Origin of the sequence: Collinsella bouchesdurhonensis, assembly GCF_900155365.1 — a bacterium.
GTDB classification, from domain to species: Bacteria; Actinomycetota; Coriobacteriia; order Coriobacteriales; family Coriobacteriaceae; genus Collinsella; species Collinsella bouchesdurhonensis.
Genome location: NZ_LT699739.1, coordinates 19,380 through 38,705, shown reverse-complemented (window position 1 = coordinate 38,705; position 19,326 = coordinate 19,380). Strand labels below are relative to the sequence as shown.

The 19,326-nt window shown below is 59.2% G+C and carries 15 protein-coding genes; 11 read left to right on the top strand and 4 right to left on the bottom strand.

The window, feature by feature from the left end; all coding sequences use genetic code 11:
* The first annotated feature begins 116 nt into the window (after positions 1-116).
* Positions 117-959: a Cof-type HAD-IIB family hydrolase gene (locus tag BQ9843_RS02140; RefSeq protein ID WP_075843717.1), complete on the top strand. Its 843-nt coding sequence runs from the start codon at positions 117-119 to the stop codon at positions 957-959.
* Between the two features lie 153 nt (positions 960-1,112).
* On the opposite strand, the gene polA is transcribed toward BQ9843_RS02140, so the two are convergent.
* Positions 1,113-3,866, bottom strand: a complete 2,754-nt coding sequence (polA, locus tag BQ9843_RS02135; RefSeq protein ID WP_075843716.1) for a DNA polymerase I — start codon at positions 3,864-3,866, stop codon at positions 1,113-1,115.
* A 110-nt stretch (positions 3,867-3,976) separates the two neighbouring features.
* Here polA and BQ9843_RS02130 point away from each other — a divergent pair, with 110 nt between their 5' ends.
* From BQ9843_RS02130 to BQ9843_RS02100, 7 genes are all read left to right on the top strand, one after another.
* The gene (locus BQ9843_RS02130) at positions 3,977-5,383 is read left to right on the top strand and encodes an aminopeptidase (RefSeq protein WP_075844087.1); all 1,407 of its coding nucleotides are present in this window, start codon (positions 3,977-3,979) and stop codon (positions 5,381-5,383) included.
* 119 nt (positions 5,384-5,502) lie between these two features.
* Complete coding sequence (locus BQ9843_RS02125) at positions 5,503-6,315, top strand: YaaA family protein (RefSeq protein ID WP_075843715.1); 813 nt, start codon at positions 5,503-5,505, stop codon at positions 6,313-6,315.
* Positions 6,316-6,504: 189 nt separating this feature from the next.
* Complete coding sequence (gene thiC / locus BQ9843_RS02120; RefSeq protein ID WP_075843714.1) at positions 6,505-7,842, top strand: phosphomethylpyrimidine synthase ThiC; 1,338 nt, start codon at positions 6,505-6,507, stop codon at positions 7,840-7,842.
* A gap of 87 nt (positions 7,843-7,929) precedes the next feature.
* A complete protein-coding gene (gene thiD, locus BQ9843_RS02115; RefSeq protein ID WP_075843713.1) occupies positions 7,930-8,751 on the top strand; it encodes a bifunctional hydroxymethylpyrimidine kinase/phosphomethylpyrimidine kinase in 822 nt (273 codons plus the stop codon).
* Between the two features lie 77 nt (positions 8,752-8,828).
* Entirely contained in the window at positions 8,829-9,821 is a 993-nt protein-coding gene (locus tag BQ9843_RS02110; RefSeq protein WP_040220947.1) for a helix-turn-helix domain-containing protein, read from the top strand.
* A 356-nt stretch (positions 9,822-10,177) separates the two neighbouring features.
* Positions 10,178-11,806, top strand: a complete 1,629-nt coding sequence (locus tag BQ9843_RS02105) for an amidohydrolase (protein ID WP_040220949.1) — start codon at positions 10,178-10,180, stop codon at positions 11,804-11,806.
* A 45-nt stretch (positions 11,807-11,851) separates the two neighbouring features.
* Positions 11,852-13,231 carry an MATE family efflux transporter gene (locus BQ9843_RS02100; RefSeq protein WP_075843712.1) on the top strand — a complete coding sequence of 460 codons (1,380 nt, stop codon included), beginning with the start codon at positions 11,852-11,854 and terminating at the stop codon, positions 13,229-13,231.
* Positions 13,232-13,338: 107 nt separating this feature from the next.
* On the opposite strand, the gene BQ9843_RS02095 is transcribed toward BQ9843_RS02100, so the two are convergent.
* Together BQ9843_RS02095 and BQ9843_RS02090 are read right to left on the bottom strand one after the other, a co-directional pair.
* The gene (locus BQ9843_RS02095) at positions 13,339-13,998 is read right to left on the bottom strand and encodes an SGNH/GDSL hydrolase family protein (RefSeq protein ID WP_075843711.1); all 660 of its coding nucleotides are present in this window, start codon (positions 13,996-13,998) and stop codon (positions 13,339-13,341) included.
* A 60-nt stretch (positions 13,999-14,058) separates the two neighbouring features.
* Positions 14,059-15,021 carry a TIGR02452 family protein gene (locus tag BQ9843_RS02090; RefSeq protein WP_075843710.1) on the bottom strand — a complete coding sequence of 321 codons (963 nt, stop codon included), beginning with the start codon at positions 15,019-15,021 and terminating at the stop codon, positions 14,059-14,061.
* Positions 15,022-15,256: 235 nt separating this feature from the next.
* Between BQ9843_RS02090 and BQ9843_RS02085 the strand changes: the two genes are divergently transcribed.
* The 3 genes from BQ9843_RS02085 to BQ9843_RS02075 are packed head-to-tail and all read left to right on the top strand — an operon-like array spanning position 15,257 to position 18,393.
* Positions 15,257-16,483 carry a glycosyltransferase family 4 protein gene (locus tag BQ9843_RS02085; protein WP_075843709.1) on the top strand — a complete coding sequence of 409 codons (1,227 nt, stop codon included), beginning with the start codon at positions 15,257-15,259 and terminating at the stop codon, positions 16,481-16,483.
* Between the two features lie 12 nt (positions 16,484-16,495).
* Positions 16,496-17,557, top strand: coding sequence for a tryptophan--tRNA ligase (trpS, locus tag BQ9843_RS02080; protein ID WP_075843708.1), 1,062 nt, complete (start codon positions 16,496-16,498; stop codon positions 17,555-17,557).
* Entirely contained in the window at positions 17,557-18,393 is an 837-nt protein-coding gene (locus BQ9843_RS02075) for an HAD family hydrolase (RefSeq protein ID WP_022386437.1), read from the top strand. The genes trpS and BQ9843_RS02075 overlap by 1 nt, the downstream gene beginning before the upstream one ends.
* 232 nt (positions 18,394-18,625) lie before the next feature.
* Here BQ9843_RS02075 and BQ9843_RS02070 read toward each other — a convergent pair whose 3' ends face one another.
* Positions 18,626-19,324, bottom strand: coding sequence for a phosphatase PAP2 family protein (locus tag BQ9843_RS02070; RefSeq protein ID WP_075843707.1), 699 nt, complete (start codon positions 19,322-19,324; stop codon positions 18,626-18,628).
* Between the last annotated feature and the right edge of the window lie 2 nt (positions 19,325-19,326).

Genomic DNA, 19,326 nt, shown 5'->3' with positions numbered 1-19,326 from the left:
ACCTGCCGCGCCCGTGAAACCATCCCCTCAGTGATGAACATCACGTAACACGGAGAAAACAATGTCAAAGCGGCTTGGCTATACTGAGCTCAGCCGAATCGAAGAAAAGGAAACCCATGCTGCCGGATTATCTCCAGGACCCCCGCCTCGACGACATCAAGCTGCTCGCCGTCGATATGGACAAAACGCTCCTCACCGACGACCGAGGATTTCCCGAGGGTCTTTTCGAGCGTCTCGATGCGCTTTACGAGGCCGGCGTGGTCTTTTGCCCCGCAAGCGGACGGCCGGCGCCCAAGCTGCAGGAGATGTTCTCCGGGCATGCACATAAGCTCTCCTTCTGCTCCGATAACGGGGCTTGCGCTCTCTGGCACGACGAATACGTCTTTCGCGACCTCCTCGACCACGACCTCTACCGCGAGGTGCTCAACTTTGCGGCGCAGTGCGGCAACTGCGCCTGCGTACTTTGCGCCTTTAACCACGTCTATATGCTCAAGCGCGACCGCGAGTACGCGGGCGAGGTGGGCGTTTATTACGAAGACATCATCTTTGTCGATTCCTTTGACGAGGTCGACGCTGACGCCAACAAAATCAGCTTGTTCTTCCCTGAGTGGGATGCCGAGCCCGCCTACGCCGATGTGTACGGACCCACATTTGGCGACCGACTGTATATCACCAACGCGGGCCGCGAGTGGATCGACTTCATGAATCTTGGGGTCGATAAGGGCTCGGGCGTGGCGCATCTGTGCGCACAGCTCGGCATCGACGAGGCAGACGCTGCAGCCGTGGGCGATACCTATAACGACATCCCCATGCTCGAGCGCGTGGGCCACAGCTTTATCGTTGCAAACGCGGAGGCGCACATGGAAGAGCATGCCTCCTGGCGCGTTCCCAGCAACAACGACGCCGGTGTCCTCGCCCTTATCGATGCGATCCTCGCCGCGAAGAAGGCCTCCGCGTAAGAAGCAGCCAGCCAATGCACGGCATTCACCCGAAAGCCTGCCCGCCAAAATGCGAAACCCACGCAGAAACGTTCGCTTTTCCCTCTTTTGGGACAAAAGTTGACGTTTGTGCGTGGGTTTTCCTACATCCGTCCAGCAGGCGGAGCGCAATCACTACTTGGCGTCGGCCCAGGTGATACCCGTGGATGCCTCGGCGATAAGCGGAACGCGCAGCTCAACGACGTTTTCCATCTCCTCGCGCACCATCAACGTGAGGCGTTCGACCTCTGCCTCGGGGCACTCGAAGTCAAGTTCGTCGTGTACCTGCAAGATCATACGAGCAGCAAAACCCTCCGCCTCCAGGCGACGCGCCACACGAATCATGGCGATCTTGATGATGTCCGCGGCGCTTCCCTGCATGGGATGATTCATGGCCGTGCGCTCACCAAAACCGCGCTGGATGGGATTTTTCATCTTGAGCTCAGGGATATGGCGCCGACGACCGAACATAGTCTCGGCATAACCTGTCTGCTTGGCCTGCTCCACCACGCGATCCAAGAACACGCGCACGCCCGGATAGGCCTCGTAATAGCGATCGATCATCTCACGGGCCTCGGACATCGGAATGTCGAGCGTCTGAGAAAGCCCGTAGGCCTGCTGGCCATACACGATGCCAAAGTTAACGGCTTTGGCGCGGCTACGCAGCTGCGGCGTCACCTGATCGACCGGCACGCCAAACACGCGCGAAGCGGTCTCGGCGTGGAAATCCTCGCCCTCGTTGAAAGCGCGCACCAAGTGCTCGTCTCCCGAAAGGTGCGCCAGAAGACGCAATTCGATTTGGCTGTAGTCGACCGCAAGGAAAACCGACCCCTCGCCCGCAGAGAACGCCGTCTTGACGGTACGGCCCAACTCGGAGCGCGTCGGGATGTTTTGCAGGTTGGGATTAGACGAGGACAGGCGACCCGTCGCCGTGATGGTCTGGTTGTACGTGGTGTGCACGCGGCCGTCCCCCTGGCGCAGCGGGCCCAACGTATCCAGATAGGTCGACTTGATCTTGGTCATCTCGCGATATTTGAGAATCAGACGCACGATCTCGTGGTCGCGAGCAAGCTCCTCGAGTTTCTTGGCGTTGGTGGAGTAGTAGCCACGCTGGGTCTTCTTCAGACCCTTGGTGGGCAGGCCCATCACGTCGAACAGGATATGGCTGAGCTGCATAGGGCTCGAGATGTTGAACGTATCGTCACCCGCAAGTGAGCGGATCTTGCACGCCAGTTCATCGATCTGGCCTTCGAGGCCCTCCGATAGCGCATGCAGGCGTTCGGGGTCGACAAGCATACCCGTGCGTTCCATGGAAGCAAGCACCGGCACAAGAGGCATCTCAATTTCGGAAAAAACACGCGTCGCGCCCTCGCGCTCAAGGGCATTCTCGAGCGGCTCGCGAATCGCCAGGGCAAGCGCGGCGGTGCGCGCCGCACGAGCGGGGGCATCATTCGCGGCTCCCTCCTCTCCGCGTGCGGGCGCAAGCGAAACCTGCAGATAGCGATCGGCAAGATAGGCGTCATCAAAGGCATCGCGCGAGGAATCGAGCAGGTAGGCGGCAACGACGGTGTCGAACAGCCGCGCCGAATCGAGCGTCAGCGGGTCGAGTTGTTCGGCTTCGCTCGAATCGACCGGCGAAAGCTCGTGAATGAGCCCCTTGATATCAGGCGAGACCACGCGGCCTTCACGCAACAGGCGAGAAAGCACGCCTGCAACCAAGCCACGGGAGAAATCGAACCCTGGAATATCTTCTACGGCGCCGCCCAGCTGCTGCTCAAAGCCAAATAGACAACGTCCTGTCGCCACCCAAAGGGTGTGCGTCATACCAAAAAGAGCGCCCTCCTCGCAATCGTCATCGAGCACGGCCGCAACCCATTCCCCCGCCTCGAGCGCACGGGAAAGCTCATCTGCGGCATCCGCGAGGGCGCCTCGGTCCGACCCCGTCACCATGGCCGGCTTCGACATCTCAAATGCAGCAGAAGCAGGCACCTCCCCGCCGTCGATCAGCGCAAGAAAGCGATTTTGCATCGCCATGATACCGAGCTCGCCCAAGGCATCGTTTACCGCTTGGGCGTCGAACGCGGGAAACGCCTCGTTCTCAAAATCGTACGCAACGGGGGCATCGGTACGAATCGTAGCCACCTTGCGTGAGAGCAGAGCGTCATCGATATGCGCTCGGAGGTTCTCGCCCATCTTGCCCTTAACCTCGTCGGCGTGGGCAATCACCTCGTCGAGACTGCCGTACTGCGCGATGAGCGCGCTCGCCTTCTTGGGACCGATGCCCGGCACGCCGGGGATGTTATCGGAGCTATCGCCCTTGAGTCCATAGAAATCGGGCACGAGGGCGGGAGTGATTCCGTGATAGAGGTCGTCTACGCTCTCCGGCGTCATGATGGCCACGTCCGAGAGTCCTTTGCGCGTAGACACCACGTTGATGTGCTCGGTAACCAGCTGGTACATGTCGCGGTCGCCCGTGACCAGGTACATATCGCATCCAGCCTCCTCGCCCGCGCGGGCAAGGGTTCCCAAGATGTCGTCGCCTTCCCAGCCCTCCGACTCCAAGATGGGGATGTTGAGCGTGGTGAGCAGCTGCTTGATCATAGGGAACTGCGCGTGCAGATCGGGATCCATCGGAGGACGTTGGGCCTTGTACTGCGGCAGCATCTCCATGCGCACGCGAGGGCGGCCCTTGTCAAAGGCAACCGCGATAGCATCGGGCCTAAACTCGTCGACCATCTTGAGAAACATATTCAAAAAGCCGAAGACCGCGTTCGTCGGACGGCCATCGGGAGCGTTCATCGTGGGCGGCACCGCGTGGAACGCACGATGCATGAGCGAATTGCCGTCCACCACGGCGACGGTCTTGCGTGAATTATCTTGAACTGGCATGAGTGAGCCTTTCGTTTACCGGTTTCTCCCCACCAGTGTACACGCTTAAAGGAGGCGCCCGTGATACCATGGCGGACGGATACAAGACCACATGCATCGAAAGGATGAACATGGAACGCCCCTGCGCATGGAAAAAGTACACCCCCGAGCAGCTCGTCGAGCTCGAAAAGATCTGCTCCGGCTACAAAGAATTCATCAGTGAGAACAAGACCGAGCGTCTCTGCGTTCGCACCGGCGCTGCGCTCGCCGAGCAGGCAGGCTATGTCGAGCTTGGTCAGGCGGTTGACGCAGGCAAAACGCTCAAGCCCGGCGACAAGGTCTATGCCGTAAACCACGGCAAGACCCTCATGCTCATGCAGATCGGCAAGCGCCCGCTGCAGGAAGGATTCAATATCCTGGGCGCGCACGTGGACAGCCCGCGTCTCGACCTCAAGCAAAACCCCGCCTTCGAGGCAGGCGATATGGCGTACCTCGACACGCACTACTACGGCGGCGTGAAGGCCTACCACTGGGTCGCTTCCCCTCTCGCCCTCGTGGGCGTCGTTGCCAAAAAGGATGGCAGCGTTATCGACATCAACATCGGCGACGGCGCGGATGACCCCGTGTTCACCATCTCCGATTTGCTCATCCACCTTTCCGGTGAGCTCATGTCCAAGCCCGCCAAAGACGTTGTCGATGCTGAGTTGCTCGACGTCATCGTGGGCGGTCGTCCCGTGGTGATCGACGAGGCCGACAAGGACTCCGAGGCCGACGAGAAAGATCCGGTCAAGCAACTCTTCCTCAACCTGCTCTCTGAGCGCTACGGCATCGACGAGGAGGACTTCCTCTCTGCCGAAATCGAGGTCGTGCCCGCCGGCCCCGCTCGCGACATGGGCCTCGATCGCTCGATGATCTTGGGCTACGGCCAGGACGATCGCGTCTGCTCCTATCCGAGCCTGCTCGCCCAGATCGAGGTTGAGGCTCCCGAGCGCACGAGCATCTGTCTGCTCGTGGACAAAGAGGAGATCGGCTCCGTAGGCGCCAGTGGCATGACCAGCCGCTTCTTTGAGAACACCGTCGCCGAGGTCATGGCACTCGCAGGCGAGGAGAGCTCCCTTGCCCTGCGTCGCGCGCTCGCCAACTCGCGTATGCTCTCTTCTGACGTCTCTGCTGGCTTCGACCCGAGCTACGCCTCCAAGTTCGAGACCAAGAACGCCGCTTATATGGGTCGCGGCCTGTGCTTTAACAAGTACACGGGCTCTCGCGGCAAGAGTGGCTCCAACGACGCCGACGCCGAGTACATGGCACTTGTCCGTGACATCATGGACGAGGCCGGCGTGAACTTCCAGACCTGCGAGCTCGGCCGCGTCAATGTGGGCGGCGGCGGAACCATCGCCTTCATCATGGCCAAATACGGTATGAATGTCATCGACTCCGGCGTGCCCGTTCTCTCGATGCATGCCCTGTGGGAGGTTGCCAACAAGGCCGATATCTACGAGGCATATCGCGGCTACAAGGCGTTCCTCGAGCGCGCGTAAGACTCACCCTCAATCGCCCCTTTATATGGCGGTGTCGACATATTGGTCGGCACCGCCATTTTCAATTCGAGGCAAGGGACGCAGTAGATGCGATGATCCGTTTTCAACGAGGAGGCCCCATGCTGCAAGCTATTATCTCTCCCGCCAAACAAATGCAAAGGGCACAAGACGCATTTGAGCCACAGGGAATTCCGCCGTTTCCGCGCGAGACGGAACGTCTCCATAACGCATTGCTGGATATCGAGCGAATCGAGGGCGCCCATGGCCTACAAAACCTTTGGGGCGTAAGCGACCGCCTGCTCGTCAGCTGTCTGGACGCACTGCGTGCCTTTACGCCCGTGACCGATGCCGACAATCTATGCATCCCGGACATCGCCCGACATGCATCCCCGGCTATCATGAGCTACCACGGTATCCAGTATCAAAGCATGGCGCCCTCTGTTATGCGGGCATCGGAACTTAGATGGCTACAAAGCCACCTGTGGATTCTCTCCGGCCTTTACGGATGCGTGCGCCCTTTCGATGCGGTAATGCCCTACCGACTAGAGATGGGCGCCAAACTCGCCATCGACGATAAGCGTGACCTCTATGCCTTTTGGGGCGATAGGCTCGCGCACGCCATCGCATCGAGCGGCAATGCTGCCACAGTCGTAAATCTTGCGAGCGTAGAGTACGCTCGAGCGGTGCTTCCCCACCTTGATTCCGAAGTGACCGTTATCACCTGCATCTTCGGTGAAGAGCTACGTCATGGCAAACCCGTCCAACGAGCAAACGCCAGTAAGAAGGCACGCGGTTCAATGGTTCGCTGGATGGCAGAGCATGCCATCGAAGACTTCCGCCAGCTCCCCGCTTTCGACATCGGTTACCGCTATGCACCAGAGCTTTCGAGCGAAGATACCCTGATCTTTCTTAATAACGCCGCTTCTTTTTAGGCGCGCAGCCTCTGCCTCCGCCGGATGAAGCGAAACGCGACGCGGAGTATACTGTGCACAGGCCCGCATCACAGCAGCAGGCCAAACAAACATGGGGAGCTTGCGGGGACGGCAGGCTGAGATTGGGCGCGCCCGCCGAGGACCCACAGAACCTGACATGGGTAATGCCAACGAAGGGAGACATCGTTCATGACCGAACTCCAAGCCGATAAGCTCGTCACGCAGATGGACTATGCGCGCACAGGACAGATCACCCCGCAGATGAAAGAGGTTGCCGAGCGAGAGCATCGCGACCCCGAATACATCCGTGAGCGCGTGGCAGACGGCCGCATCGCCATCCCCGCAAATATCGTCCACATCAAAAAGGGCATGCGTGCCTTTGGCGTAGGCGAAGGCCTTTCCACCAAGGTGAACGTAAACCTTGGCATCTCCGGCGACAAGGCAGACGCCGCCGAGGAGTGGAAGAAAGTGAAAATTGCCGAGGACCTGGGCGCCGACGCCATCATGGACCTCTCCAACTCGGGCAAGACGCGCAAGTTCCGCCAACAGCTCATCGACGAGACCCCGCTTATGGTGGGGACCGTCCCCATGTACGACGCTATCGGGTATATGGAAAAGCCGCTCGTCAAGCTCACCAAAGACGACCTGCTGGCAACCGTGCGGGCGCATGCCGAGGACGGCGTGGACTTCGTGACCATCCATGCAGGCATCAACCGCTCTGTCATCAAGACCTTCAAGGAGACCGGCCGTCTCATGAACATCGTGAGCCGCGGAGGGTCGCTGCTCTTTGGCTGGATGGAAGTCACCGGCAACGAGAACCCCTTCTACGAGTTTTACGACGAGGTCCTCGACATCTGCCACGAGTACGACGTCACCATCAGCTTGGGCGATTCCTGCCGTCCGGGGTGCCTCTACGACGCCAACGACGCCACCGAGACCGCCGAGATCATCGAACTGGGCAAGCTCGCCGTGCGCGCCTGGAAGCGCGGCGTGCAGGTGATGATCGAGGGGCCGGGCCACATGGCTATCGACGAGATAGCTGCCAACATGAAGATGGAAAAGCGCCTATGCCATAACGCCCCCTTCTACGTGCTGGGGCCGCTCGTCACCGATATCGGCGTAGGCTACGACCATATCACCGCTGCCATTGGCGGTGCCATCAGCGCGAGCGCGGGCGCAGATTTCCTGTGCTACGTCACCCCCTCCGAGCATCTGTGCCTGCCCGATGCGCAGGACGTACGCGACGGCTTGATTGCCACCAAGATCGCGGCGCATGCAGCAGACATCGCCAAGAAGGTCCCCCATGCTCGCGATGAAGACGACCGCATGGGCCAAGCGCGCCGCAAGCTCGACTGGGAAGAGATGTGGAAGCACGCCCTTGATCTCGAACGTGCCCGCGAGCGCTACGAGAGCTCGCCCGCCGCAACCGAAGGAACCTGCACCATGTGCGGCAAGATGTGCGCCGTGCGCACCGTCAACAAAGTGTTTGAGGGAACAACGATCGACCTCGGCATGGATGACGAGTAATCTCTCCTCTTTTTTTCGATTCCTATCGGGCCCATAGCGTTCTTCACCCGGCGCCGTGGGCCCGCTTTCACATTGCGAGGCGTTCACATGGGCACATCGACATTGCCGGCCGTCCTGACCATTGCAGGCTCCGATTCGAGCGGAGGGGCAGGCATCCAGGCAGACGTCAAGACCATCGCCGCACACGGCCTGTTTGCCGAATGCGCCATCACGGCGATTACCGCTCAAAACACCCGCGGCGTGCGCAGTATCCAAAACATCGACCCCGCCGTCGTGGCCGACCAGATCGACATGGTATTTGAGGATATCCGGCCCGCAGCGGTAAAGATCGGCATGGTCTCGTCGTCGGCGATCATCGAGAAGATCGCCGAGCGTTTGAAGCGCTGGGAGGCGCAAAACATCGTTGTCGACCCCGTTATGGTGGCAACGAGCGGTGCCCGCCTTATCGATGCGGGGGCACAGGAGGCGCTCACCTTGCAGCTCTTCCCTCTTGCAACGCTCATCACTCCCAATATCCCGGAAGCCGAACTCCTTGCAGGCGCACCCATCAAAGACGAAAAATCCCAAGAGCAAGCCGCCCGTCTCCTCGTACAGCGATACGGATGCGCAACGCTGGTAAAGGGGGGCCATCGCGTTAACGAAGCAAGCGACGTGCTGGCATGCGAAACGAACGATGGGCTCCAAACGACTTGGTTCACCCATCCGCGCGTCGATAACCCCAACACCCATGGCACCGGGTGCACGCTCTCCTCGGCTATCTCCTGCGGGCTCGCCCAAAATCTGTCGCTCGTCGACGCCGTAGAAGCGGCGAAGCGCTATCTCACCGGCGCCCTTGAGGCTCAGCTCGACCTTGGCCAGGGCTCCGGTCCCCTTGACCACATGTGGCGCTATCGCCAAGGATATTGTTAGAGCCTCGCAAGATCCCCTGTTACAAGGTCTCAAAAACCCGGGGCAGCATCGCTTGAAACCGTTCGAGGGTGGGGCACATGAGCTTTTCGTTTTACATCTACACCATCCTTATCATGGGCGTGGCGCTAGTAACCAGCTCGGTCGCGCTTGTGGTCTGGCTCATGACGCGTCGTCGCGATGCGATTATCTCGGCTATCGGCTTTCTCGCCTACATGCTCGACCTCTCGGTCATCTTTTTTGACGAGTACAACCGCATGAAATACGACTATGCCGTAAGCTTTGAGATGCCGCTGCAGCACCCCACAACGCGCTGCCTGCTGGGTATCGTGATCATCGGATGCCTCTTCGCCTGGACAATCCTGCGCCTGCGCGACAAGCTGACGATTAAGCGGCTGACAATCGTGCTCCTTCCGCTTGCAATAGTACAGTTTCTTCTGGTTCCCCGCCCGAGTCTTGCAAGCACGATGCAGCAGTATCTCTTCTGGCTCAGCCGCGATCTTTGCAATATCGCCTGCCTTGGTTATGTGTACTGGCGCTATCGGCACATGGCGAACAAAGCCGAGAGGCTTGACCTGGAGCGGAGCAAAACTTTTTTCAAAATCGCCTGCGTCCTCGCCGTCCTGGTTATCTTCGAGGACACCTACATGATCCTGCTCTGCCGGCCCGACATGAGCAATCCTTTGGTCGGCACCTTCCTGTGGTACCTAAGCGAGCGCAACATTTCGGAAAACGTATTGATGATCGTAGCTGCGGCGCAGCTTTTCAAGCAATTTGCTCACATGCTGAGGGTCTATGCCAAGCATCCACGTGCCGACGAAGACGTTGCAACCGAACGACGCGACTCGCAAGAAGATCTTGCGTCCCGTATTGTGATTTTCTCCGATAGGAATAGCCTGTCCAACCGCGAGCAGGAGGTACTGTCCCTCGTGCTGCGCGGACTGGACGCCCAAAACATCGCGAGCGAGCTGGTGATTAGCCCCGGCACCGTCAAGGCGCATCTGCACCGCATCTACGTTAAGTCGAACGTAAAGACCCGCGACGAGTTAATCGAAACCTTCTGGCGCTCCTAACGCATCTGTCGCAAAAGCGAAACGCCCGTTTTACTGCCGCCCAAAGGTTTGTAAAACGGGAATCTCTTTTGACGCGAGCCCTAACCCTGTCCGTCCACAGTAACGAAACAGCAATAAACCAGAACAATAAAATACCTGTTAAACAATGTAAACCGGCTTAACCCACCTTCCATCGAGCTCTATCTTGGCGAGGCCGGCAAGTCATGCGTAAATGAGTTCAAGGCAACAGGCAGCGTACGAGCCGGGCTTTCCGCCAAACGCACGAGATGCGCCGCGCGGAAAGCCGCACCCCGAGCAAACGCATGCGCGGATCGCCGCGATTCATGCATAGTCCAGAAACGTCTGAGGAGGCACTTATGGACAAAGCAGAGGTAGTCATTCGAAGCAACGCCGTCTTCACCGGAACGGGCCTTGCGCCCTTCAAGGGCGGCGTGGCCGTCAAGGGAGATACAATCGTCGCGTGCGGCGAAGACAAGTATCTCGATACCTTCATTGGCCCCGATACCGAAATTCGCGATTATGGCGACAAGCTCATCATACCGGGCCTCATCGACTCGCACACGCACTTCGCGCAGGGCGCCTTCATGACCGACCCCGACTTTGCCGTCAACCTCATCGACTGCACGAGCTTTGAGCAGGCGATGGAGCGCGTTTGTGCATTTGCCGACAGCCACCCCGACAACGAGTGGATCGTAGGCTGCCAGATCATCCAATTCCAGTGGGAAATTCCCGAGATGCCCACCGCAGCGATGATCGACCAGTACGTGAGCGACCGACCGGTATTTCTACAGCAAGTCGACCTTCACACCTTTAGCGCCAACACCTACGCCATCAACAAGGTGGGCGTCACGCGCGACACACCTGACCCCGCAGGCGGCAAGATTCTCAAAGACACAGATGGCAACCCTACCGGCGTGTTCTCCAACAACGCCGGCGCCATCTTCTTGGACGATGTATACAACCCGGCGATGGACGTCGTCGAAGCTTCGTTTAGCAAGACGGCCAAGCGCGCAAACGCCCTGGGCATCACCACCGTCGGCATGGTTAACCCCACTTTCGTGAGCATGGACAATCCCTACGCTGTGCTCGCCGACCTCAACGCCCGCGGCGACCTCCCCCTGCGCGTTTTCCTGTACACCGATTTGTTTGAGAACGAGCGTCTGGAGCTCCATGAGATCCAGGAGAAGTACAACTTCCCCGATACGCAGGTTGAATGGCACGGCTTCAAACAGTTCCTCGACGGCGTGTGCTCCGACCACACTGCTTGGATGCTCGAGCCCTACTCAAATGCCCCCGAGACGTGCGGCGAGCCCGCCGAGGACCCCGAGCGCATCCGCACCGCCATTCTCAAGGCGACTCAGTGGGGTGTGGACACGCGCATCCACACAATCGGCGACCGCTCCGTGCGCTTTGTTCTTGATTGCTTTGAAGAAGGAGAACACCTCCATGGCAGGGGCGAATGCCGACATTCCATGGAGCACAACGAAACTGTCCAGCCCGAGGACCTGCCTCGCTACGCCAAGCTGGGTGTAAGTGCCGGTATGCAACCGTGGCACATGCTACTCGATATGCCCGATCGCGCCAAAGACGACGCAGTGGGCCCTGAGCGCGCCGCGCTCTCCTGGCCTCTCCACAGCCTGCTGGCAAGCGGGGCCTGCGTGCACCTGGGATCGGATTTCCCCGTCGTGGGCCTCGAGCCCATGGAAGAGGTCTATGGCGCCGTCTTCCGCATGCTCGAAGACGGCTCGAATCCGGAGGGCTGGTTTGCCGAGGAGCGCATCACGATGGGCGACGCCCTGCGCGCCTACACCTACGGCAGCGCCTATGCCATGCATGCCGAAGACCGCATTGGCACCCTCGCCTGCGGCAAGCAGGCTGACATCTGCGTACTCGACCGCAACCTCTTTGAATGCGAGCCAGCAGACGTACTCGAAGCGACCTCGCTGCTCACGATGATCGCCGGCAAGGTGGTCTTCGAGGCGTAGCGCCACCATCCATCACGTTTTGACTCCCAAGGAAAGGAGAGACCAATGGCAGAAGAATTGATTGCCAACGAGGAGGATCGCGAACTCGCATCAAAGCCGATTCCCAGCCTGGTACGCCGCTACACGATCGTGACCGGTCAGGGTATGCTCGCCCAGATCATCATGGTCATCCTCGAGGGACTTGTCATGGGCTGGGGCCTGGGCGCCCACGGCCTGGCATGCGTCTCGATCATCATGTCCGCCGAGTTCCTCAACCTGGCCTTCGGCAACCTCTTTGGCACGGGCGTTCCCGCCATCGTGGGCAACCTTTTGGGCGCCGGCGACGTCAGGGGTGCGAGCAAGGCCTTTAGCCAGGGCTTCTGGCTCACCTCGATCGTCTCTATCATCCTCGCGGTGATCATGGCGGTCTTCACCGAGCCCATCTGTGCGTTCTTTGGCGCAACCCCCGACATCATGGCCGATACGGTCCTGGGCGTTCGCACCTTCTCCATCCTGTTGCCCCTCACGGTCGTGGGCCAGATGGTCACCGCGGTCATGCGCGTTGACGAGAAGGTACAGATCCAGGCCAACCTCATGACGGTCTCCGCTATCATCGCCATCGTCTGGCTCGCCCTCTCGACCTTCATCTTCAAGCTCGGCACCATGGGCGCCGGTATCTACTACGGCCTGTCCATCGGCATCTGGGCCATCGGCGCCTTCTGGTTCATCGGCGGTAAGAAGTCGCAGCTCCAGATCAAGCTTGCAGACCTCAAGCTCGACATGGCCATCTGCGGTCAGATCTTCAAGATCGGCTTCCCGTTCTTCCTGGTCCAGGCGGCTACGTTCATCTTCAACACGGTTGCAAACACGCTGCTCGGCACCCTCGGCGGCGAACTCGGCTCGCTCTACATCGCCGCCTTCGCCGTCATCAACGGCTACATCCTCTACATCGTCATGATGGTCGCCCAGTGCTTCTCCTACGGCCTGCAGCCCATCGCCGCCTTCAACGCTGGCGCCAAGGCCTGGGATCGCCTCAAGCAGTCGCTCTCCTGCGCCATCAAGTACCAGATTATCGTTCTCCTCATTGTGTCGATCGTGATCTGGCTCGCAGCAACCCCCGTCTGCGCCTTCTTTGCCGGAAGCGACGCCGAACTCGTAGAAGTTACCGCCAGCGCCACGCGTATCATCATCATCGCCGTATGCCTGGGCTATCTTGCGATGACCGTATCCATCTATTTCCAGTCGGTTGAGAAAGTCGTTCTCTCCACCTTCTGCAGCCTGCTTCGTTACGTGATCTGCTCGGTGCCCCTCATGTACCTGCTGGGCAACATGATGGGCGTCCAGGGCATCTGGATCGCTCTTGTGGTGGCCGACGCCATCACCGGAATCATCTCCATCGGCCTTGCGCTGAACGAGCAGAAGCGTCTGAACAAGCTCATCGGATAACAGCACCGGAAGCAACGGCCCTACCCATACGAAAGAGGCGTTCTCTCTCAGGAGGACGCCTCTTTTTTTCATCGGTTTTAAGACAAAGCCGCGATGAGCGACGACGGCTAGCGAACCGCCATTTCCCGCAACTTGGTCGCCACGGCAAGCCCCAGAGCATGATGGCCGGCAGCATCCAAGTGAACACCGTCGAAGTCACCGACCTTTGTCACCTTCCCCGCATCGAGAAAGTCGCACCCCTCAAGCTCCGCCACGCCGGCATATGCGTCCGCAAGCTGCTTTGACAGCGCGACGCCGCGGGCGTCAAACTCGGCCAGCAGCCCGCATGTCGCCGCATCTGTCAAAGACGGAGGGGACACGAGCAAAATCTGCGGGCAGGGCGCGCATGACGGCCACGGAAATTCCCGAACCGCCTCGGCGAGCACCGCCATACCGCGGGCGATGTCCGCAAGCCCAAGGCTATACACGGGCTTGAGGTCGTTCGTGCCCAACATGATGACAACCACATCGAGGGGAAGGTGCGATTTAAGCAGGGTGGGCAAAAGCGCCCCGCCAGAAAGATGGGTGGTCAGGCGATACGGATCTTCATGAACCGTCGTACGACCGTTGAGACCCTCCTCGATCACATGCCAGCTCGAGCCCAACTCGTGCGCGGCCACGCCGCACCAGCGAACATCGGCCGGGAAGCGCTCGCCTGTGCCGGCAGCGCGGGATTCGGGATCGAATCCGTACGTGTTGCTATCACCAAAAAACAGTACGTTACGCATAACGCCTCCCGCCTCTCCGCGCAAAATATGACAGAACAAACCTGTGGACTTTTGTCATGTTTATTTTAGGTATGCACGCCAATCTTCGTCATCATCGTCTTTATGGGCTTGAGCCTGAGCCGCCTCTTCGTGCGCGCGGACATCCTCATACGAGGTCTCATTTTTGGCCGGGAAGGTCTCAAATGCATGAGCCAGACGCTCGTGGTTTTGGCCGAAGCGCTCACGCTTGACGGCAAAGATCACCGTGGTCGCCACGTGCTCGCCGCTCGCCAGCTCCTCGCGAAGCATCTCGGCCACAACGGAGGCATCCCAGCCGCTCGCGTCGCAGCCGGGGGCACCCAAAACGAGCTTCTCGTGGCCCAAGTTGTCGGCAACCGCCAGGGCAAAACGGATGCGCTCGCGCATAGCGTCGGCAAGCTGTTCGTCGCTCATGTTGTACTCCGAACGCGCACGGCGCACATTGGGCGCCGCAAGCACAACGACGTCTGCATAGGCATGGAGACGATCGCGGGTAAAACGAACAGCGGGAACCACCAGCGCGCGATCGCGATAAAGCTCGCAGTTGATGTTGCGGCGGCGGTTTTCGCCATACCAGTCGCGTTGCTGGGAAAGAACGTTATAGAGAAACGAGTGCTCGCACAAAGACTGCTCGAAACCCATGAAGCCCTTATCGAATCCGCCCGCGGGATTGGTATACGAACCAAAATCGAGGACCGTCAAGTCGCAGAACTGGGCGCGGCCTCGGCCGTTTTCCAGAATTGCCGCGCAGGCGTCGGTATCGAGGACACGGACCTCGGGCAGACGCGGCTGCTCGCCTTCCGTTGCCTCTTTTGCCACCGAAGCGGGCGCGCCGTCGATGCGCTGACACTGCGCGCAAGCGCGATCGATCTCGGCCGCAAGACGCTCGCCAACCTGGCGGGTGTAGGCCTCGCGCTCGCGAGCGCGCTGCTCACGCCTTCCGTCACGCGGAGCCCCATCCCTGCGGCCCGCTCGATTACGTCCGTTCGTGTTGGTGCTTGCCATGCTCGTCTTCCTTTCGCCTTTGCCGCCAAGGGGCGCATGATATCGAACTTTGCCCATGATAGCGCGTAGGCGTCGCAAAAGGAGAGCGAATCTGGCGTGATGGTGATGAGCGCCGTGCGCTGCGCGTATCCAGGTATATGGGGTATCATGATATGACTTGTGCAGATAATCGCCCCACCCGCTCCATTATCCGCACGCATCTGACCATCTACCAGACGGGCGTATTACTTTTCGCATGGAACGATTCCTTCCATATATCGCCGTGGCAGCCACGGCGTTCGTTGTGACCTTTGTCTGCACGCCTGCAGCAAAGCGCTTGGCCATACGTCTCGACGCCGTCGACTACCCATCCAAACGACGCATCAACACGCAGCCGACGCCTCGCCTCGGTGGACTCGCCGTTTTCCTCGGCCTCCTGGTCGCAATGGTCGTTGCCGTTTTTGGCGGCACGCACCTCGGATGGCCGCCTGTCCTGGTATCGCACCCCAGCCTCGCCGTCGATTATCATCTGCTTGCGGTCGCCGTCCTGCTCATGGTGGCAACGGGTACCGCAGACGATATTGTCCAGCTCTCCCCAAAGGCCAAATTCGCAGGCCAGATCATCGCCGCGAGCGTTGCCGTTGCGGGAGGCCTGGTGATTCACCAGATCGTCAACCCCTTTGCAGGCGACACCTACATTGAACTCGGCTGGCTCGCTTACCCCATTACCGTCATCTACCTGGCTGCCTTTACCAATATCATCAATCTTATCGATGGCTTGGACGGACTCGCCTCCGGCATCTCCTGCATCGCCGCGCTCTCGATGTTCTCCTTTGCCATCCTCGCCGGCAGGCATGATGCAGCAGCGTTTTCCCTTGCGCTCGCCGGCTCTTGCCTCGCATTCCTGCGCTATAACTTCAACCCCGCATCGATTTTTCTTGGCGACTCGGGTTCGCTGCTGCTGGGATTCTCACTAGGCATCATCTCGCTGCTCAATGTTTCGCGCACCGCCGCCGTCACCTCCCTGCTCATCCCGTTGATCGTAGCAGGCGTGCCCATCATCGACACGTTCTCTGCAATCATCAGACGCACGCGTGCGCACGTGAGCATCGGTCAGGCCGACAAGGGGCATATTCACCATCGCCTGATCCAAGAGGGCTACAACCAGAAGCAAGCCGTGCTGCTCATCTACGCGTGGTGCATCTTGCTCTCGCTGGGCGCCGCGGCCATCAATCAGGTAGGCGTCATTTGGCGCGTCCTCATCTTCTTGGCACTTTTAGCATGCTCTGCCGCCTTCGCAATACATCTGCATCTCTTCGAACCCGTTTTGCGCCATCACTACAACGCAGGCACCCATGAAGATGAAATAGTCACCCCCGACGACCCCGCATTCGCTGACGAGGAAGCTGTCGCAGAAGCCAGGCACCCCCGGCATCAAAAGAAGCATAGAAACCGTAACGACCGCCGCACCGATAACCGATAGGAGATCATTCGCATGCCCAACGAGAACAGCTACGAGGTTGCCCTCAAGAAATCTGACGCCATTCGCGCCGATCTTGACGTGAACCCGCAAAACTACACCATGCTCACCGGAGACCGCCCCACCGGCCGCCTGCACCTCGGCCATTACTTCGGCACTCTCAAGGGCCGCGTCGAACTTCAAAACAAAGGCTGCCACACCAACGTGCTCATCGCCGACTATCAGGTGATCACCGACCGCGACACCACCGACCAAATCCAGGACAACGTCTACAACATGGTCATGGATTACCTCGCCTGCGGCATCGATCCCGACAAGACCATGATTTATGCGCATTCCGCAGTGCCAGCGGCAAATCAGCTCATGCTTCCGTTCCTCTCGCTCGTGTCCGAGGCGGAGCTCCTGCGCAACCCCACCGTCAAGGCCGAGCAAGAGGCCAGCGGCCACGAGCTCACGGGCCTGCTCCTCACCTATCCCGTGCACCAGGCCTGCGACATCCTCTTCTGCAAGGGCAACGTGGTTCCCGTCGGTCGCGACCAGCTGCCCCACATCGAGCTCACGCGCACCATCGCCCGCCGCTTTAACAACCGCTTCTGCAAGAACTGCGACCCGGTCTTCCCCGAGGTCGACGCCCTTCTCTCCGACGTGCCCCTGCTTTCCGGCCTTGACGGTCGCAAGATGAGCAAGAGCTACGGCAACGCCATCAACATCTCTATGACGGCAGAGGAGACCGCCAAGCGCATCAAGAAGAGCCAGACCGACTCCGAGCGCATGATCACATTTGATCCCGAGAACCGCCCCGGCGTATCGGGTCTTCTCTCCACGGCTGCCATCTGCACCGGCAGGTCCGAGATTGAGATTGCAGAAGAAATCGGCATGGGCGGATCTGGCCAGCTCAAGAAATACGTCACGGAAGCCGTCAACAACTACTTCGAGCCCATCCGCGAACGCCGCCATCGCTTTGAGAACGACCTTGACTACGTGAAGGACGTCCTTGCCGAGGGCAACCGCCGCGCCAACGAGATCGCCAAGGCAACGCTCGCCGAAGTGGCCGAGGCAATGGGGATGGTCTATTAATGTCTCGCTACAAACTCGTCGCAAGCGATATGGACGAAACGTTCCTGCACGACAGCTGCATTATCCCCGAGGGCAACAAGGCCGCCCTCGCGCGCATGCGCGAACTGGGCGTGCTTTTCGTCCCCTGCTCTGGACGCGCATATAACTCGATTGCCGCGAACCTCGACACGCTCGACCCCGAGCTTTTGGGCGAGACCTATATCGTTTCCTACAACGGCGGTTTTATCAATCGCTACGGCGACCCTAAGCCGCTGTGCACCTGCGGGCTTTCCCATGAAGCCGCAGACACGATTTACCGCCGCGGACGTGAGCTGGGACTGTGCGTCCACGTTTGCTTTGACGACGGCACCTACAACGTCTTTGACCCGCCAGCCTCTGAGCGCGATTTCCTGGCTAGCTATCCGTCGATTCGCTATCAAACCTGCGAGGGTCACCCCGACCTTTCGTTCCTCGAGGCAAAGCCCATCGTCAAGGTGCTCTACATGAGCGATGACTTTGATGCGCTGCGTGAACTGGGGGCTACGATGGGTGATTTTGCCGAAGACCTCGGAACGGCCATCACGTTCTCCTCCAATCGATACATGGAGTTCATGCCCCAGGGCGTAACCAAAGCAACTGGTCTGGCAAAGCTTGCCGAGATTCTGGGCATTGGCCTCGACCAGATCATCGGCATCGGCGATTCGGCTAACGATATCGCCATGCTCGATGCTGCAGGCCTGGGTGTCGGTGTTGCAAACGCCACCGATGACGCGCGCGAGCATTGTGACGTCGTGCTCAATTCAACTTGTTTCGACGGAGCGCTGCCCGAACTCGTCGAGCGTTTTTTGGAACCCTAGTCCACAACCCGCCACAAACGCATACCGTACTAACGAAAACGACCCGTCACCTGATTTCAGATGGCGGGTCGCCTTCGAAGTACACCGTTGACCGCACAGAGGGGAGGGATGCAATCAAACTCCAACGAAACGATCGAATATCGCCTGTGACCTGTTTCGTCGTTGAGTTAACTATAGTAAACTCAACGCGCTCTCCCCTTCTAAATCCCCGCCTTCATACTCCCTCCATAAGTTAACCTTGGGTAACCTTTGATTCGTCCATGAAGAGCGGGGCGCCCAAGCGCGTGAAAAGCGCGAGCCAAATCAAAGCCGCGCAGAAACCTCCCAAGACATCGGAAGCATAGTGCACACCCAGATAAATACGACTGATGCCAATCATCAAGATGATGAAGCCAAACGCAATCGTGAACAGGTTGCGTTGGCGACGGTCCTTTTCGTGCCGCCAAATAAGCCAAACAATCAGACCGTAAAACGCCATAGCCGCCATAGAGTGACCCGAAGGAAAACTAAAGCCAGTCTCGACCGCAAGCCTAAAACCCTCGGGACGAGGACGCTGAACAAGCGATTTAATAAAAACGTTGAGGCTCGCAACAAGTACGAGATTCACCGCGCAGCACCATCCCGGTCGCCTGCCAGGCGCGAAAGCCGCGATGGCAAGGGTCATAACCACCAATACAGCCGGTGTCGCCAGGGCGGAAAAGCCCTCCATCACCGGAGTAAGCGCATCGCTGCGCAAGCGCTCGACAATGAGGCTATAGGCCAAGGAATCAAGGCGCATGATTTCGCCCTCGAGCACCTCGTCAAGCAAGTAGAGAAAGACTGCAAGACATGAAGCGCAAACGATGACACGCCAATTGGCGCGAACAAGCCTCTTGAGGCGTCGGAAAACCCTAGCTGCGTTCACGTCGCCCTTGCTCGACGTCTGATTCATGA

Bases quoted from the DNA above. Each gene is read 5' to 3' on its own strand.
- BQ9843_RS02140 (WP_075843717.1), top strand. From the start codon at position 117: ATGCTGCCGGATTATCTCCAGGACCCCCGCCTCGACGACATCAAGCTG.
- polA (WP_075843716.1), bottom strand. From the start codon at position 3,866: ATGCCAGTTCAAGATAATTCACGCAAGACCGTCGCCGTGGTGGACGGC.
- BQ9843_RS02130 (WP_075844087.1), top strand. From the start codon at position 3,977: ATGGAACGCCCCTGCGCATGGAAAAAGTACACCCCCGAGCAGCTCGTC.
- BQ9843_RS02125 (WP_075843715.1), top strand. From the start codon at position 5,503: ATGCTGCAAGCTATTATCTCTCCCGCCAAACAAATGCAAAGGGCACAA.
- thiC (WP_075843714.1), top strand. From the start codon at position 6,505: ATGACCGAACTCCAAGCCGATAAGCTCGTCACGCAGATGGACTATGCG.
- thiD (WP_075843713.1), top strand. From the start codon at position 7,930: ATGGGCACATCGACATTGCCGGCCGTCCTGACCATTGCAGGCTCCGAT.
- BQ9843_RS02110 (WP_040220947.1), top strand. From the start codon at position 8,829: ATGAGCTTTTCGTTTTACATCTACACCATCCTTATCATGGGCGTGGCG.
- BQ9843_RS02105 (WP_040220949.1), top strand. From the start codon at position 10,178: ATGGACAAAGCAGAGGTAGTCATTCGAAGCAACGCCGTCTTCACCGGA.
- BQ9843_RS02100 (WP_075843712.1), top strand. From the start codon at position 11,852: ATGGCAGAAGAATTGATTGCCAACGAGGAGGATCGCGAACTCGCATCA.
- BQ9843_RS02095 (WP_075843711.1), bottom strand. From the start codon at position 13,998: ATGCGTAACGTACTGTTTTTTGGTGATAGCAACACGTACGGATTCGAT.
- BQ9843_RS02090 (WP_075843710.1), bottom strand. From the start codon at position 15,021: ATGGCAAGCACCAACACGAACGGACGTAATCGAGCGGGCCGCAGGGAT.
- BQ9843_RS02085 (WP_075843709.1), top strand. From the start codon at position 15,257: ATGGAACGATTCCTTCCATATATCGCCGTGGCAGCCACGGCGTTCGTT.
- trpS (WP_075843708.1), top strand. From the start codon at position 16,496: ATGCCCAACGAGAACAGCTACGAGGTTGCCCTCAAGAAATCTGACGCC.
- BQ9843_RS02075 (WP_022386437.1), top strand. From the start codon at position 17,557: ATGTCTCGCTACAAACTCGTCGCAAGCGATATGGACGAAACGTTCCTG.
- BQ9843_RS02070 (WP_075843707.1), bottom strand. From the start codon at position 19,324: ATGAATCAGACGTCGAGCAAGGGCGACGTGAACGCAGCTAGGGTTTTC.